A 16,186-nucleotide genomic window follows, 5' to 3' on the forward strand; every position below is an offset into this window, starting at 1 on the left:
AAACAGGGTCAGCTGCCCCGGCCGGCAGCGCCATGTTGCCGGTGCCGCGGATCACCGTCCGACAGCGCGATGAACAGCCAGATCAGCACCGCACCGCCGAACACGACGTGGTCGTAGGCCGCCGCGGCCTCCACGCACGCTTCACTCGGCTACCGGCCACCCGCCCCGGAGATGTTCGTGACGACCTCATCCGCTTGGCCGGCTGGGCACACCCGGCCCGCTCCGCCGGCCAAGTTGCCCGTGGAGCAGAGGGCAACCCGTAATTAACCCACGCGGTTTGCGCGACAGGTTCGCGGGACCTGCGGTGGCCGCAGCACGGGGGTTGTGCGGGGGTGGTTTGGCTGATTCCTTGGCGGGATGAGCCGCAGTGATCTCGAACGTCTGAGCCGGGAGGAACTGATCGATCCTTCGACAGGCTTAGGATGAGGTGGTGCTGCGGCTGCAGCGCCCGGAGAAGACCTCGCGCACGTCCTCGAAGCCGCCGTCCACCGACAGCAAGGAGCAGCGGGAGCAGGCCAAGCCGGGCGGGGCCAAGTCCGGTCACGAGGGCCATAGCCGGGTGATGAGTGAGGATCCCGACACGGTCGTCGATCATCGTCCGGATCGCTGCGCCTGCTGCGGCGGCCCCCGGCACGGGGACCTTTCCGTCGAGGTCGTGAGCGTGTCCGAGCGCGTCGAGCTGCCTGCGGTGGCGCCGGTGGTGAGCCAGCATCGGCGACTGGCCGTGCAGTGCCCGTCCTGCGGAGCGCGAGCCGTCGCGCCAGTGCCGAAGGCGACGCGGGGCACGCCGTTCGGTCCGCGGCTGCACGCGGTGGCGACCTACCTCAAGACCTTCCAAGCGCTCTCCTACGAGCGGCTGCAGGCGGCGCTGTCCGATCTGTTCGGCCTGACGCTCAGCCAGGGCGGGCTGATGAACCTGCTCCTCCACGCGCAGGCCCGCTTCCGGCCCGGCCGCGAGGCCGCCGTCGCGACGCTGCCCTTATGCGAATGGTCGCTTGGTGAACGGCGTACGCTCCGAGACATCGGATCGACTGCCGCGTGCCACCCGATCTGGACCGCGAGCGGCAGCGCTCCGAATGTCTGCTCGGGGCAGGAATTCGCACCCCGCTTGTTCGGCTATGCGCCAGCAGCGGACCTCGGCATCTAAGCGGAAAGCGGACCTTCGGCTTCTGAGCTGTCAATCCTGGACGTCGTGCGATCCGCAGCTCTGTCGAGCTCGGGATCAATGGGCCGGCATCCTGTTCGGCAGCGAGGGCTAGAGCTGCTTCCGATTTGCACGAAACTTGCAGTTTGGTGAGGTGCCGATCAGCGAGTCGGGGGGGGCCTGCCGAAGAATGGATGGAACTGTCCGCAAGGCCGCGTCGAGCACGCACTGGCGCACGCAGGAGATGTTCCTCATTCAGGAGGTCATGAACCTGATCGGCAAGGGCCTGCGCCTCGATCAGGTCGCCCGCGAGATGCTTCATCTCCTGTCCGAGATCGTCGGGCTGAACCGGGGGCGCATCGTCCTGAGGGACCCCGACGGCGAAGGCCACCGCATCGCCTATTCCTACGGGCTGACCCGCGCGGAGGCGGCGCGCGGCCGCTACGCGCCGGGAGAGGGCATCACCGGACGCGTCATCAAGGACGGCCACCTCATCATCGTACAGGACATCGACAAGGACCCGACCTTCCTCGGACGCGCCGTGGCACGGGCGCAGTTGCCCCGCGGCGCCGTCTCGTTCCTGGCGCTGCCGATCCGGGTCGATCACCGGACGGTCGGCGCCATCGCCTGCCACCGCATCCGGCACCGAGAGCGGGCGCTCTCGGACGACCTCACCATCCTGCGCATCATCGCCACCATGGTCAGCCAGTTGCTGACCCTGAACGAGCGGGTGGAACGCAAGACGCGGGCGTTGGAGGAACACAACGACATGCTGGCGCGGGAGCTGCGCCTCAAGCGCGCCCGCTACGGCATCATCGGGACCTCGCCCGCGCTGCTGCGCGCCCTCGCGCAGGTGGAGAAGGTCGCGAATGCCACCGCGAGCGTGCTTCTGCTTGGTGAGTCCGGGACCGGCAAGGAACTCTTCGCCCGCGCGCTGCACCTCGCGAGCCCGCGGCGCGACCGGCCGTTCATCAAGGTCAATTGCGCGGCGATCCCCGACAGCCTTTTCGAGTCCGAGCTGTTCGGCCACGAGCGCGGCGCCTTCACCGGGGCGGTCGAGGCGCGAGCCGGCTGGTTCGAGCAGGCGAGCGGCGGCACGATCTTCCTCGACGAGATCGGCGAGATGCCGTCGGTCCTCCAGACCAAGCTGCTGCGCACCCTCCAGGAGGGGACCGTGGTGCGGCTCGGCGGCAAGCGCGAGATCCGCGTGGACATGCGCCTCGTCGCCGCAACGAACCGGGACCTCGCCACGGAAGTCATCAATGGGCGCTTTCGCGAGGATTTGTTCTACCGCCTCAACGTCGTGCCGATCACCCTGCCCCGGCTGGCGGAGAGGCGCAGCGACATCCCCGATCTGGTGCTGCACTTCCTCACGCAGGCGAACCAGGCTAACCAGCGCAACGTCAACCTGACGCAAGCCGCGGTCGCCCATCTCGCCCGGCAGCCCTGGCCGGGCAACATCCGCCAACTCGCCAACTTCATCGAGCGGCTGGTGCTGCTAGCGAACGAGGGCGTCCTCGACGTCGACGACGTACAACCGATGCTCGAAGGTGCCCTCGCCGCGACGCCGACTGCGCTCGCGGCGGACCCGTATCCGGCCTTGCCTTCGACGCTAGAGCGCGTGGCGGCGCTGCAGGCGTTCGGCGCCGTGCGGCCCTACCTGCCCGCCGACTCGCACGGGCACGCGGAGCTGTGCATGGCCCTAACCCAGGCCGGGGGCAACAAGACCCGCGCGGCGCAGCGGCTCGGGCTGACCGAGCGTCAATTTTCGTATCGCTGGCGCAAGCTCCAGCCCACGGCGTGACGGAGACGGCCAAACCCGACAATATCGACAAAGCGTTGACAATCACCGACGCAACGCGATGGGAACGCGCGCGGGAGTTTCGTACAAGTCTTTGAACTCGCTCGTATTTACGAAATCTTCCCGCCCTTGCCTGGTCTGGCACCCGCCTTGCTCAATTCCCTTCGAGCCGGCCCCAACACAATAGGGGCCAGCGCCGAACAGGAGTTGCCGATGAGCGCGAGCGCCGCCCCCCAAACCGTCTCCACCTATCTGCGCCCGATCGACCGGGACGGCCTGATGCAGTTCGCCGAGAAGGGCCGCGGCAATCCCGGCTCGCGCGGCACCAACCGGGTCCACACCGTCGTCGAGGGGCAGTACCGCACCCTCAGCTATGTCGGCGACCATCAGCCGGTCGTGGTGGACGAGCCGCTCCATCTCTTCGGCGAGAACACCGCCCCGGCGCCGGGCGAGATCGTGCTCTCGGCGCTCGGCGGCTGCCTCGCCGTGGGCATCACCGCGGTCGCCACTTGGAAGCAGGTGCGCCTCTCGCGCCTCGAACTGCATCTGGAAGGCGACATCGGCAATCCGGCCGCATGGGGCGCCGGCGGCGCCGAGAAGCTGCCTGCCGACATGGGCTTCCAGGAGATCCGGGTCGCCGTGACCATCGAGGGCGATGCGAGCCGCGAGGAACTCGACGCCATCGTGCAGCACGCCAACGTGTTCTCGCCGGTCGCAAACTCCATGCGCAACCCGATCGCCTTCAGGATCGGACTCGCCGCCTGACGCCCTCGGCGGGGCCAGGCGTACCCCGCCGTCTTCCCTACCTTCGAGGAGACTGCACGATGCCGAGCGCCCTCGCTCTCCGGCTGGCGGAGGATCGTATCGCGGCCGCGCCGGACCGCCCCGACTGGACCGACGCGGCCGTCCTCGCCACGACGAAAGCTATCGCCGACGGCCCCTTGAACGCGGCGGCGACCGAGATCGACCGCGGTGCCTACCCGCTCGACATCCTCGGCCGGCTTGGGGAAGCTGGGGCGCTTGGCGTCCATCTCGACCGCCACGGCGCCCGCCTCGGCTTGTCGATCGCCGCGATGCAGGCCGCGAGCCGGGCCTGCGGCGCCACCGGCTTCCTGGTGTGGTGCCACGACGTTTGCGGCCTCTACCTCGAGCAATCGGGCAACCCGGCGCTCTCCGGCGCGGTGCTCAACGCCCACGCCGCGGGCCGGACCTTCGGCGGCACGGCCCTGTCCAACCCGATGAAGGCGTTCGCCGGGATCGAGCCGATCCTGCTGCGCGCCCGCCGCGTCCCCGGCGGCTACCGGGTCAGCGGCATGCTGCCCTGGGTCAGCCATATCGGGCCGGGTCAGTATTGCGGCGCCATCGCGGGCGTGGTCGGCGCGGGCGACACGATCAGCCACGAGATCATGTTTCTGCTGGCTTGCGACCGGGCCGAGTTGCGGCCCTGCCCGCACTTCTCCGGCATGGAGGGCACGAGCACCTGGGGCGTGCGGGTGGACGACCTCTTCGTCGGACACGACGCGATCATCGCCGATCCGGCCCGCCCCTTCATCGGCCGCATCCGCGGCGCCTTCATCCTTCTCCAATGCGGCATGGGCCTGGGCGTGGCCGAGGGCAGCCTCGACGCCATGCTGTCGGTCGAGGAGACCCTCGGCCACGTCAACCAGTTTCTCGACGACCGCCCCGACACCATCGCGGCTGAACTCACCGAGTTGCGCGCCCGCGTGATGCGGCTCGCCGGGACGCCCTACGACGGCTCGACCGACTATCTGATCGACGTACTCGACGCCCGCGCCCAGACCTCGGAACTGGCCTTGCGCGCCTCGCAATCGGCGCTGCTGCATCAGGGGGCGCGGGGCTACCTCATGTCGGCCGCGCCCCAGCGCCGCATCCGCGAAGCGCATTTCGTCGCCATCGTCACCCCGGCGATCAAGCATCTGCGCTGGGAGATGGCGCGGCTGTCGCGGGAAACGCTTCCCCAAGCCGAGGGAAACCGGGCATGAGCGTGCTGGAGCCTCTCGACGGCCTCGGCCCCTGGCAGCAATTCCTCTGCCGGGCCTGCGGCCTGATCTACGACGAGGGCGAGGGCGATCCCGACAGCGGGTTGCCCCCCGGCACACGATTCACCGACATTCCCGAGGATTGGTCCTGCCCGATCTGCGGCGTCACCAAGGCGGATTTCGAGCCGTATGTCAGGCGCGCGAAAGCCGCGCCGATGCCGGTCTCCGTCGCACCGCAGCGGCGGCCCGGCGTGGTGATCGTCGGCGGCGGCGTCGGCGGATGGAGCGTCGCCGAGGCGATCCGGGCCGAGGATGCGCGCCTGCCGATCACGCTGGTGAGCGCCTGCGACGGCGCCCGCTACCACAAGCCCGAACTCTCCGTCGCCCTCGGGCGCGGCCTGAGCCCGGAGGTTCTCCGACGCGAGACCGGCGCGACGGCGGCGGCGCGCCTAGGCCTGCGCCTGATGGCCGAGACGGTCGCGGTGGGCCTCTCGCCGGAACGCCACTCCCTGCGCACCACCCGCGGCACCCTTTCCTACACCCATCTCGTCCTTGCCCACGGCGCCCGCCCTGCGCTGCCGGCGAGCCTCGACCCGGCCCTGTGCTGGCGGGTGAACGACCTCGCCGCGTGGTCTTCGCTCCACGCCGAACTGGCGCGAGGCGCCCGCACGGTCGCGGTGATCGGTGCCGGCATGGTCGGCTGCGAGTTGGCCGAGGATCTGGCGGGGGCCGGCCACGCGGTCACCCTCGTCGGCGCGGAGGCGCTGCCGCTGCCCGAACTCTTGCCGGAACAGGCCGGGCGGCGCCTGCTGGCGGGCCTCGAAGGGCTCGGCATCGGCTACCGGGGCAACAGCCTCGTCCGCGGCCTGAGCCGAAGGCCCGACGGCACCGTCGCGCTGGCGCTGGCCGACGGCACGAGCCTCGCGGCCGCGACCGTGATCGCCGCGACCGGCCTCGCCACGCCCTCCCGCCTAGTGCGGAGCGCAGGCCTCGCCTTCGAGCGCGGCATCGTCGTCGATTCGGCCAGCTTGCGCACCAGCGGGCCGGACATCTTCGCCCTCGGCGATTGCGTCAGCATCGATGGGCGGCCCTGCCGCTTCATCGAGCCGGTCGCCCGCCAAGCCGCGACCATCGCGGCCACGATCCTGGGCCGGGACCATCCGGGCTACGCCCACGCCGCCCCGGTCATCCGCCTGAAGACCCGCTCGGCCCCGATCGTCCTGCACGGCACGCCTGTCGCCGGGGCGCCCTGGCACGTCGTCGAGGACAGCGAGCACCGGCTCGCGATGGAGCAGCGGCAGGGCGGCGACGTCACCGCTTGGCTCGCGGCCTGAGGAAACGACGATGACCCCTCCGACCCCCTCCGACGCCGCTCTGGACCGGGCGCGGACACACGTCACCGCGAGCCTCTCGGGGCAAGCCCCGCGCCCGATCGTCCACGGCTTCTTCGACGAGCCGACCCATACCGCGACCTTCGTGGTCCATGATCCTGAAAGCCGCGAGGCGGCGGTGATCGACTCCGTGCTCGGTTTCGATCCGGCGGCCGGCACCCTGTCCTACACGGCGGCGGACCAGGTCATCGACTATGTCCGCGCCGAAAACCTGACAGTCGCGTGGATCTTAGAGACCCATGTTCACGCCGACCACCTCTCGGCCGCGCCCTACCTCCAGGGCAAGCTCGGCGGACGCCTCGCGATCGGCCGGGGTATCGTCGAGGTCCAGGAGACCTTCGGCAAGCTCTTCAATGCGGGCACTGCATTCGCCAGCGCCGGCACCGAGTTCGACCGCCTGTTCGAGGACGGCGACCGCTTCGCCTTGGGCGGGATCAAGGCAAGCGTCCTCCACGTGCCGGGTCATACCCCGGCCGACCTCGCCTACATCATCGGCGACGCCGCCTTCGTCGGCGACACCCTGTTCATGCCGGATTACGGCACGGCGCGGGCGGACTTCCCTGGAGGCGACGCCCGCCTCCTCTTCCGCTCGATCCGGCGCCTGCTCGCGCTGCCCGACGCGACGCGGCTGTTCCTCTGCCACGACTACAAGGCGCCCGGTCGCGACAGCTTCGTCACCGAGACCACCGTCGCGGCCCAGCGCAGAGACAACGTCCATGTCCGCGACGGGACCGCGGAGGACGACTTCGTGGCGATGCGCGAGGCCCGCGATCGGACACTTGCCGCCCCGCGGCTGATCATGCCGTCGATCCAAGTGAACATGCGCGGCGGGCGCCTGCCGGAGCCGGAGGCGAACGGCACGCGCTACCTCAAGATACCGCTGACCACGGGCCGGGGCTGAGCCGATGCTGGACCCCGTCCAATACGCGCTCGGAGCGACCTCGGGCTTGGTCGTCGGGCTGATCCTGGGGCTCGCCGGCGGCGGCGGCTCGATCCTCGCAATCCCGATGCTGATCCACGTCGTCGGGCTCAGGAACGTCCATGTCGCGGTTGGGACTGGGGCGTTCGCGGTCGCGGCCTGCGCACTCGTCAACCTCGTTGGCCATCTGCAGGTGGCACGGGTGCCGTGGCGCGCCGCCGGATGGTTCGGCATGGCCGGCATCCTCGCGGCCGGGCTCGGGGCCGATCTCGGCAAGCAGTTCGACGGGCCCCGGCTCCAGGCCCTGTTCGCCCTTGTCATGCTCGCGGCGGCGGCGATGATGCTCAGGCGCCGGTTCCGGCCCGCCGCGGCGCCGAACGCGGCGCGGGAGAGCGTGCCGAAGCTCGTCGGTTTCGGCGGGGCCACGGGGCTGATGTCGGGCTTCTTCGGCATCGGCGGCGGCTTCCTCGTCGTGCCGGGGCTCGTTGCCGCGACCGGGATGCCGCTCGTCAGCGCGGTCGGCTGCTCGCTCGTGGTGATTACCGCCTTCGGTCTTACCACCGGCCTCAGCTACGCCCTGTCGCAGCTCGTGGACTGGCCCCTTGTCCTGGCCTTCGTGGCGGGCGGGGCCGGCGGCGGCCTCGCGGGATTGCGGCTGCGCTCGGCCTGCGCCGCCCGCAAGGGCCTGCTCGACACCGTCCTGGCCGGGCTCATCGCCACCGCCGGCCTCGTCATGCTGGTGCGCTGAGCCTGCCGACAATGTCGGCAATCGGTCGACATTGTCGGAGAGGCGCGATCCGCCGGCCCGGCGCGAGAACTGCAAGACACTGATCGAACAACAGAAATAAAAAATTCCACCGCTTGGCGCGACTGTTGCTGAGAGACCTTCACCTGCCCTGCCGGAGACCGTGATGGCCCCCTTCGACAACCCCTTCGACGCCAAACGCCGCCTCGGGCGTGGCGGCTGCTCCTGCGGGGCGCATGACAGCCAAGCCGCCCATGAGGCGGCCCTGCCGACGGGGGACGCCGCGATCGAGCGGGCCGTGGAAGCGACGATGCTGCGCGCCCTGTTCCCGCACGCGCCCGAGCGCCGCGCCTTTCTGAGGAGCGTTGGTGCCGCGACCGCGGCGGCGGCCCTCAGTCAGTTCCTGCCGACGCGCTTCATAGCCGAGGCTTTCGCCGAGGAGACCAAGCCCGAGAAGTCCGATCTCAAGGTCGGCTTCATACCGATCACCTGCGCCACGCCGATCATCATGGCCAAGCCGATGGGCTTCTATGAGAAGCAGGGCCTCAACGTCGATGTGGTGAAGACCGCCGGCTGGGCAGTGGTGCGCGACAAGACCCTGAACAAGGAATACGACGCCGCCCACATGCTGGCGCCAATGCCGCTCGCCATCACCCTGGGCCTCGGCTCGAACCCGGTGCCGTTCGCGGTGCCGGCGATCGAGAACGTCAACGGTCAGGCGATCTGCCTCGCCAACAAGCACAAGGACAACCGCGACCCGAAGAACTGGAAGGGCTTCAAGCTCGCGATCCCGTTCGATTACTCGAACCACAACTATCTGCTCCGCTACTACCTTGCCGAGCACGGCATCGATCCCGACACCGACGTGCAGCTGCGCTCGGTGCCACCGCCCGAGATGGTCGCAAACCTGCGCGCCGACAACATCGACGGCTTCCTCGCCCCCGACAACGTCGTCCAGCGCGCGGTCTACGACGGCGTCGGCTTCATCCATATCCTGTCGAAGGAGATCTGGGACGGGCATCCCTGCTGTTCGTTCTCGGTGGCGCAGGACACGATCCGCGAGATGCCGAACGCCACCGCGGCGCTCCTGCGCGCCATCCTCCAGGCGACCGCCTACGCCGCCAAGGCCGAAAACCGGAAGGAGATCGCCGCCGCCATCGCCCCGGCCAACTACCTCAACCAGCCGGTCACGGTGGTGGAGCAGGTGCTCACCGGCACCTATGCCGACGGCCTCGGCAGCGTGAAGAAGGACCCCAAACGCGTCGCCTTCGACCCATTCCCCTACGAAAGCTTCGCGATCTGGACGCTGACTCAGATGAAGCGCTGGGGCCAGATCAAGGGCGATGTCGATTACGCGGGCGTGGCCAAACAAGTCTACCGCGCCACCGACGCGGCCAAGCTAATGCGGCAGGACGGGCTCACCCCGCCCGAGTCGACGACCAAGACCTTCGTGGTGATGGGCAAGACCTTCGATCCGGCCAAGCCAGCCGAATATCTCGACTCCTTCAAGATCAAGCGCGCGAGCTAGTGCCATGCAACGCACCCTGCGGCTTCGCGCCAGCATCCTCTCGCTCGCGCTCCTCGCGTTGATCCTGCTCGGCTGGCAGGTCGCCGTCAGCGGCACCGCCAGCACGCAGGCCATGGACCCGGAATACGCCGCCCTGATGGGTCAGGCGGCGACGACCGGCAAATCGGCCATGCCCGGTCCCCTCGATGTCGGGGCGACGATCTGGCAGCACCTGAAGGACCCGTTCTACGACCGGGGACCGAACGACAAGGGGATCGGCATCCAGCTGGCCTATTCCATCGGCCGCGTGGCTTTGGGCTACGGCCTCGCCGTGCTGGTGGCGATCCCGGTCGGCTTCCTCATCGGCATGTCGCCGTTGATGAGCCGGGCGCTCGATCCCTACATCCAGATCCTGAAGCCGGTCTCTCCGCTCGCCTGGATGCCGCTCGCCCTCTACACGATCAAGGATTCGAGCCTGTCGGCGATCTTCGTGATCTTCATTTGCTCGGTCTGGCCGATGCTGATCAACACGGTGTTCGGCGTCGCGGGCACCCGCAAGGAATGGCTCAATGTCGCCCGCACCCTGGAGGTCGGCCCGGTCCGGCGGGCTTTCACGGTGATCCTGCCGGCCGCCGCGCCGACGATCCTCACCGGTATGCGCATCTCCATCGGTATCGCATGGCTCGTCATCGTGGCGGCCGAGATGTTGGTCGGCGGCACCGGCATCGGCTACTTCGTCTGGAACGAGTGGAACAACCTCTCGATCACCAATGTGATCACTTCGATCCTCGTGATCGGCCTCGTCGGCATGGTCCTCGACCAATTGCTCGCCCGCGCTCAGCGCCTCGTCACCTTTCCCGAATGAGGCGTCCGATGAGCACGCTCCTCCCGTTCGCGCGGCGCGCCCGCCGTTCTTCTTCCGATACGGCCGAGGCCGGGACCAGCCGCATGCCGAATTCCGAAAAGTTCATCTCGATCGAGGGGATCGCCCGGCGCTACCGGGCGCCGGGAGGGAAAACCACCACGATCTTCGAGAACGTGTGGCTGCCGATGCGCCGCGGCGAGTTTGTCTGCATGATCGGCCATTCCGGCTGCGGCAAGACGACGGTGCTGAACATCCTCGCGGGGCTCGACGCGCCGTCCGAGGGCGTCGTCATCGTCGATGGGCAGGCGATCACCGGCACCAGCCTCGACCGCGCCGTGATCTTCCAGGGCCACGCGCTCCTGCCGTGGCGCAGCGTGCTCGGCAACGTCGCCTACGCGGTGTCCTCGCGCTGGCGGAAAGCGCGGCGCGCAGAGATCGAGGCGCGCGCCCTTAAGGCGATCGCCACGGTGGGCCTCGCCGGCTCCGAGCACAAGCGCCCGTCGGAGCTGTCGGGCGGCATGAAGCAGCGCGTCGGTATCGCCCGGGCGCTCGCCATCGAGCCGAAGATCCTGCTGATGGACGAGCCGTTCTCGGCGCTCGACGCGCTCACCCGCGGCACGCTGCAGGACGAGGTGCGCCGGATCTGCGTCGAGACCGGGCAGACGGTGTTCATGATCACCCACGACGTCGACGAGGCGATCTACCTCGCCGACCGGATCGTGCTGATGACCAACGGGCCGGAGGCCAAGGTCGCCGAGATCGTCGAGAACCCGCTGCCGAAGGAGCGCGACCGCACGCAGCTCCACCACGCGCCGGGCTACTACGCCCTGCGCAACCACCTGATCGACTTCCTCGTGACCCGCTCCCGGACGCTGCGGGACGCGATGCCGGAGGGCTACGACCCGCGTCATCCGCCGGTGGTGCGCCCCTCTCTCAGCGAGGCGGACGCCGCCGCCATCGCCACCGAGCCTCCGGCCCGCCGGGCCTGAGCTAGCCGCCCCAAGTGCACCGCCTCGAACTCGCTTCCGCCCGGAAGCGGGGGAGTTCCCCCATGTCCGCATCCAAGGAGACGTCCCGATGAAGCGCGAAGACCTCACCGAGAAGCTGCTCGACATCAAGCGCGAGAAGGGCTGGACCTGGAAGTACATCCAGGACGAGATCGGCGGCATCTCGCCGATCCTGATCACCGCCGCCTGCATGGGGCAGATGAAGCTTCCCAAGGCTCAAGCAAAGAAGGCCGCCGAGCTGTTCGGACTGTCCGAGGCCGAAGAGCGGATGCTGAATGAAGCGCCCTATCGCGGTTCGATCCCGCAGATGCCGCCGACCGATCCGCTCATCTATCGCTTCTACGAGTTGGTGATGGTCTACGGCACGACCTGGAAAGAGCTGATCCAGGAGGAGTTCGGCGATGGCATCATGTCGGCGATCGACTTCAACATGACCATGGAGCGCGAGGCCAACAACAAGGGCGACCGCGTGAAGCTCGCCATGTCCGGCAAGTTCCTGCCCTACAAGTACTACGGCAACGACGACGGCGTGCCGGAATACGGCTTCAAGGAGGCCTAGCATTACAGTTGCGGTTTTGGGCGAGCAGGTTTGCCCCCTTTCTTGTGGCCTCCAGCGCGTCGGCGTCTTCGGACGTCCGCGGCACGGCGCTCGAGGTGGGCTTGCCGGGCGGCGGCCTGATGCGCCCTGCGCCAGAGCGACCACGCGATGACGCGGGCGGGCTGGATGCGCCGCTGTGCCAGCCGCACGGCGATGCGGCGGATCTCTGGGATCGACCAGTGGATCAGCGGGCGCGCGGTCTCGGTCGGGCTCGACTTTTTGGGGGCGGCGCGTTGGCGTGTTGGCGGATGACCGTCAGCAGGGCGAAGGCCATCATCACCAAGCTGACGTGCCGGTGCCGGCCATGCCAGGAGCGGGTCTCGTTGTGGGCGAGCCCGAGTTCGGTCCTGGCGGTCTCGAATGCGTCCTCGATCGTCCAACGCTGGCCCTCGACCGCCGCAAGGGTCGCGAGCGGCGTGCCGGCCGGGCCCCAAGTCGTGAAGTACGCCCGCTCGCCGTCAGCCAGGCTGCGGCGGATCAGCAGGCCGCGCGTCCACAGGCCGGCCTGCTCGTAGTCGGCACCATCGAGGTGGGCCAACTCACAGTAGGCGCCGACTACGAGTGACCCTGACCCAGCAAACTGGTCCGCGCTGAGCGCAAGTTTTTCGGGCATCCTCCACCCTGAAGGAGGGTGGATGCCATGCCTCGCAAACGCTTCACGAACGAACAGATCGCCTTCGCCCTTCGGCAGGCGGAGAACGGTGCCCCGGTGGACGAGGTCTGCCGGAAGATGGGTGTATCCGAGCCGACCTTCTACCACTGGAAGAAGCAGTTCGTCGGCATGGGCGTGCCGGAGATTCGACGGCTCAAACAACTGGAGGACGAGAACAGCAAGCTGAAGCGGCTGGTCGCCGATCTGACGCTGGACCGCTCCATGCTGCAGGACGTCCTCAAGCGAAAGCGGTAGGGCCCGCCGCTCGCCGTGAGGGTCGTATCCCGTGATGTGGTGTAGGAGCACCGGTCCTCGGCAGGGTCCGAGGATGATCAGGCGGCCACAGCCGACAGCCTGAGGACGGGATCATCGCTCAAGGCGACGAGGCTTTCCACGCTCATGTAGCGGCGGGAGACCGCCCACACGTCGTTCTGTTCCACCATCAGCGCCCCGACGAGGCGCAGGACGGCCTGGTCGTTGGGGAAGATGCCGATCACGTCCGAGCGGCGCTTGATCTCGCCGTTAAGGCGTTCGAGCGGGTTGGTCGAGGCGATCTGCGGCCAGTGCTCGCGCGGGAAGGCCATGTAGGCCAGCACGTCCTCGCGCGCCTCATCCATCCGGCCGGCCAGCTTCGGATAGCGCTCGCGCAGGGTGTCGGCCACCGTAGCGCATTGCTCTCGGGCGGCTGCCGCACCGTCCTGGGCGAAGATGGTCTTGAGCATCGCCACCACAGCTGGCCGTTGCTTGGGCGCGACGTGGGCCAGCGCGTTCAGCATCCAGTGCACCCGGCAGCGCTGGTGCGTGGCCGAGAACACCTTGGCGGCGGCCGCCCGCAGACCTTTGTGGTCGTCGGCCACGACCAGCTTCACGCCGCGTAGGCCCCGGTCGGCCAGCGAGCGCAGGAAGCTCTTCCAGAACACCTCGGCCTCCGAGGCACCGGTCGCGACGCCTAGCACCTCGCGCCGCCCATCCGTGTTGACGCCGACCGCCACTATGACCGCCACCGAGACGATCCGGCCCGCCTCGCGCACCTTCACGTAGGTCGCGTCGATCCAGAGATACGGCCACGCGCCCCTCATCCTGAGGCTCTCGAAGGACGATCGGCCGGTCGAGGAAGGCGTTGACCCGCCCGTCGATCTCCTCGCACAGCCGCGAGACTTGGCTCTTCGACACGCCCGAGCCGCCCATGGCTTTGACGAGATCGTCCACCGCCCGCGTCGAGACGCCGTGCACGTAGGCTTCCTGGATCATCGCCGTGAGCGCCTTCTCTGCGGTGCGCCGCGGCTCCAGGAACGAGGGCAGGTAGCTGCCCATCCTCAGCTTCGGGATCGCCAGATCGATCCGGCCGGCCCGCGTCTCCCAGGCTCGTTCTCGGTAGCCGTTCCTCTGCTTCAGCCGCTCTGCGCTGCGCTGGCCAGTCGGTGCGCCCGTGCGCGCCTCGACCTCCAACTCCATCATCCGCTCGGCCGCGTAGGCCAGCAGATCGCGCACCAGGTCGCCGTCCGCCCCCTTCTCGATCCAATCGATCAAGGCCATCCTATCCTCGGTCATCGTCGCCTCCGGCGTGAGTTCAAGCTTCGCAACTCGAACCCTACCCGAAGTCCGGCGATGGCCACCTCACCGGGGGGCCGCTCCTACACCACTCCCTGGGACACGACCTCCCTCTGATGAGCGCCGCGTGTCTGGCGAACCTTGCCCTGAAGCTGACGGCGGGTGGCAAGCTGCTGGTCGATCAGCGCTTGTCGCGCTTCGGCATCCCGCCGCTCCGCGAGCACGGCTTCGGTTTCGTTCTGTCGCCGCAAACGGGCATGACGACCGGTCACGCGGTCCCAGATGCCTAGCAGCCCTTTGCGCAAGCGAATGTTCCGCTCGCGCGCCTCCTCGGCAGCGCGGAATGCCTGCATCCCGGCAAGTGCCCGGCGCTGGGCGCGATGTAGCGCGACCATCGCCCGTCGCTTCGCCTCGATGCCGTCCGCCGCCTGCTTGAACGCCCGTGTCGCCTCGGCGACGAAGCCGGTCAGCCGCTCGCCGATGTGGGCCGCCACATGCGCGCGCATCTCGGCGACGCTCTTAAGGTTCTCGCCGTCGCCGAGCCGGGTGCGGATCACTTTGGTCGGGATGCCGGTCCAGCGTGCGACCGCATAGACTTCGCCCTGCATGTCCACCGCCACGATCCCGCGGCGGTCGCCGCGGGCCAGAAACAGTCCGCGGGTCCGCAGCGCCTGCCCGAACGCTGACGCCGAATCGGACCCGGCCCAGCATTGTTGGAACAGCGCTTTGAGCGCACGCGGATCGCGCTTCGCCCGGCGCGCCTGCTGCCACTGCTGCCGGCTGAAGTTCAGCGGATCGCGCTCCTCGCGGTTCACGAACCCGCGCGGCATGTCCCAGCCGTGCTCAATGTAGAGCTTGCGGGCGAGATCGTTCAGTTTGACCTTGAAGTGCGGCAGGTTGATCGCCCGCATCCGATCGGTATCGATCCGCGACCAGACGCAATGCGCGTTGCGCCGGCCTTCCTTCTCGTGGAAGTCGATGACCCGCGGCTGGCCGGACAGGCCGAGCTTGGCTGCGATCGCGGCGATGGCCTTCTCGAAGACCGGGACCGTCACGCGCTCCTTCTCCGGCGGACTGAGGCTCAGGGAGAACAGGTACTGCTTGCAGCGCGTGCCGCGGCTGACGGCGTAGGCCTCCTTCAGGGCATCGACGACATTGTCGGAGACGAAGCCGCGTATCTCGTGCACCTCGACATGCTCGTTGTCCTCCGTCTCGAGGAGATGGAGGCCGAGCTGGCGGGCGCCCGCGCGTTGACTGCCCTTGAGGATCATGCGGAGCCCACTTCGATCAGGCCGAGCGACCGCATCAGATCGGCTCGCATGAGCGCGACGCCGCCGCACGCCGCGACGATCTCGGCCTCGGTCTCCGGCGTCACCTCCAGCACGCCCAGATGGACGGCCTTGGCGAGTTGGTTCAGCTTCTGGGAGAGGCGCGACTGGCCCAGCGCCCCCAGCACTCGGCCGATGGCTTCGCGGTCCTTGACGGGGTGTATGTTGCGGGTGCGGTTCGGCTTCACCTCGGTGCCGAGAACGAGGCCGCGGATGAAGGTGCCGAGCGGCAGACCGCCAGCCGCCGCTTCGAGCCGGGCGCGCGCTTCCTACGTGAAGCGCAGGCAGAATGGCTTCGTCTCGGGACGCCGCCGCGGTTTCGGAGGCGGGGATGCGGAAGTAGGAAAGTGCTGCCGGAGGTTCGGGGGAAGGTCGGTGCCCATGGTTCCAGTCCTCTGATCGATCAAGGACTTGGGGCAGGGAGCTTCTGAGGTTTCAGGCCGATGGCCTGGAACAGACGGGCAAGGTGGTTACCCTCCGGGCCCACCATCTTGCCCTCCGAACCCGTCGCGCGAATCGACGCCAAGGCGGCGACAAATCCGTTGGCCGGGACATAGTCCGGACGGCTCGCCTGGGACGATCCGCCCGAGGATCACCGGCCGTACCAGTGCTTCTGGCCTATATCGCCCTCCCCCATCCGGCTGATATCAGGGCGCGCGGGGACGCACGTCGATCGCA

Annotated in this window: 13 protein-coding genes and 5 pseudogenes; 13 read left to right on the forward strand and 5 right to left on the reverse strand. The window is 68.6% G+C overall.

The window, feature by feature from the left end:
- Positions 1 to 8: 8 nt before the first annotated feature.
- A complete protein-coding gene (locus ASG52_RS28270; RefSeq protein WP_286158997.1) occupies positions 9 to 134 on the reverse strand; it encodes a hypothetical protein in 126 nt (41 codons plus the stop codon).
- A gap of 1 nt (position 135) precedes the next feature.
- Here ASG52_RS28270 and ASG52_RS27035 point away from each other — a divergent pair.
- The 12 genes and pseudogenes from ASG52_RS27035 to cynS form a co-directional block, all read left to right on the forward strand.
- A pseudogene (locus tag ASG52_RS27035) lies at positions 136 to 267 on the forward strand (IS3 family transposase); the annotation flags it as partial.
- Between the two features lie 90 nt (positions 268 to 357).
- Positions 358 to 976: pseudogene (locus ASG52_RS08970) on the forward strand (IS66 family transposase zinc-finger binding domain-containing protein); the annotation flags it as partial.
- A gap of 358 nt (positions 977 to 1,334) precedes the next feature.
- Positions 1,335 to 2,948 (forward strand): sigma-54-dependent Fis family transcriptional regulator, encoded by a 1,614-nt coding sequence (locus tag ASG52_RS08975; RefSeq protein WP_056241933.1) that lies wholly within the window; start codon positions 1,335 to 1,337, stop codon positions 2,946 to 2,948.
- A gap of 210 nt (positions 2,949 to 3,158) precedes the next feature.
- Positions 3,159 to 3,710, forward strand: a complete 552-nt coding sequence (locus tag ASG52_RS08980) for an OsmC family protein (RefSeq protein ID WP_056241935.1) — start codon at positions 3,159 to 3,161, stop codon at positions 3,708 to 3,710.
- Positions 3,711 to 3,769: 59 nt separating this feature from the next.
- Positions 3,770 to 4,948 carry an acyl-CoA dehydrogenase family protein gene (locus ASG52_RS08985; RefSeq protein ID WP_056241937.1) on the forward strand — a complete coding sequence of 393 codons (1,179 nt, stop codon included), beginning with the start codon at positions 3,770 to 3,772 and terminating at the stop codon, positions 4,946 to 4,948.
- Entirely contained in the window at positions 4,945 to 6,279 is a 1,335-nt protein-coding gene (locus ASG52_RS08990) for an FAD-dependent oxidoreductase (protein WP_056241939.1), read from the forward strand. The genes ASG52_RS08985 and ASG52_RS08990 overlap by 4 nt, the downstream gene beginning before the upstream one ends.
- Positions 6,280 to 6,289: 10 nt before the next feature.
- The gene (locus ASG52_RS08995; RefSeq protein WP_056241941.1) at positions 6,290 to 7,237 is read left to right on the forward strand and encodes an MBL fold metallo-hydrolase; all 948 of its coding nucleotides are present in this window, start codon (positions 6,290 to 6,292) and stop codon (positions 7,235 to 7,237) included.
- Between the two features lie 4 nt (positions 7,238 to 7,241).
- Positions 7,242 to 8,003 (forward strand): sulfite exporter TauE/SafE family protein, encoded by a 762-nt coding sequence (locus ASG52_RS09000; RefSeq protein ID WP_056241944.1) that lies wholly within the window; start codon positions 7,242 to 7,244, stop codon positions 8,001 to 8,003.
- Between the two features lie 163 nt (positions 8,004 to 8,166).
- Positions 8,167 to 9,528, forward strand: a complete 1,362-nt coding sequence (locus ASG52_RS09005; protein WP_056241946.1) for a CmpA/NrtA family ABC transporter substrate-binding protein — start codon at positions 8,167 to 8,169, stop codon at positions 9,526 to 9,528.
- 4 nt (positions 9,529 to 9,532) lie between these two features.
- Positions 9,533 to 10,372 carry a nitrate ABC transporter permease gene (gene ntrB, locus ASG52_RS09010; RefSeq protein ID WP_056241950.1) on the forward strand — a complete coding sequence of 280 codons (840 nt, stop codon included), beginning with the start codon at positions 9,533 to 9,535 and terminating at the stop codon, positions 10,370 to 10,372.
- Between the two features lie 8 nt (positions 10,373 to 10,380).
- Complete coding sequence (locus tag ASG52_RS09015; protein ID WP_056241951.1) at positions 10,381 to 11,361, forward strand: ABC transporter ATP-binding protein; 981 nt, start codon at positions 10,381 to 10,383, stop codon at positions 11,359 to 11,361.
- A gap of 88 nt (positions 11,362 to 11,449) precedes the next feature.
- The gene (gene cynS / locus ASG52_RS09020) at positions 11,450 to 11,938 is read left to right on the forward strand and encodes a cyanase (protein ID WP_056241954.1); all 489 of its coding nucleotides are present in this window, start codon (positions 11,450 to 11,452) and stop codon (positions 11,936 to 11,938) included.
- Between the two features lie 223 nt (positions 11,939 to 12,161).
- Here cynS and ASG52_RS09025 read toward each other — a convergent pair.
- Positions 12,162 to 12,605 (reverse strand): annotated as a pseudogene (locus tag ASG52_RS09025) (IS701 family transposase); the annotation flags it as partial.
- Positions 12,606 to 12,617: 12 nt separating this feature from the next.
- On the opposite strand from ASG52_RS09025, the pseudogene ASG52_RS09030 reads away from it, so the two are divergent.
- Positions 12,618 to 12,878 (forward strand): annotated as a pseudogene (locus ASG52_RS09030) (transposase); the annotation flags it as partial.
- Positions 12,879 to 12,961: 83 nt separating this feature from the next.
- Here ASG52_RS09030 and ASG52_RS09035 read toward each other — a convergent pair.
- The 3 genes and pseudogenes from ASG52_RS09035 to ASG52_RS09045 all read right to left on the reverse strand — a co-directional run bounded on the left by ASG52_RS09035 (position 12,962) and on the right by ASG52_RS09045 (position 15,696).
- Positions 12,962 to 14,180 (reverse strand): annotated as a pseudogene (locus ASG52_RS09035) (IS256 family transposase).
- A gap of 83 nt (positions 14,181 to 14,263) precedes the next feature.
- Entirely contained in the window at positions 14,264 to 15,451 is a 1,188-nt protein-coding gene (locus ASG52_RS09040; RefSeq protein ID WP_056241960.1) for a relaxase/mobilization nuclease domain-containing protein, read from the reverse strand.
- Complete coding sequence (locus ASG52_RS09045; RefSeq protein WP_200945589.1) at positions 15,448 to 15,696, reverse strand: hypothetical protein; 249 nt, start codon at positions 15,694 to 15,696, stop codon at positions 15,448 to 15,450. Before ASG52_RS09045 ends, ASG52_RS09040 begins: the two co-directional genes overlap by 4 nt.
- Between the last annotated feature and the right edge of the window lie 490 nt (positions 15,697 to 16,186).

The sequence above is a fragment of the Methylobacterium sp. Leaf456 genome, assembly GCF_001425465.1.
GTDB lineage: Bacteria > Pseudomonadota > Alphaproteobacteria > Rhizobiales > Beijerinckiaceae > Methylobacterium.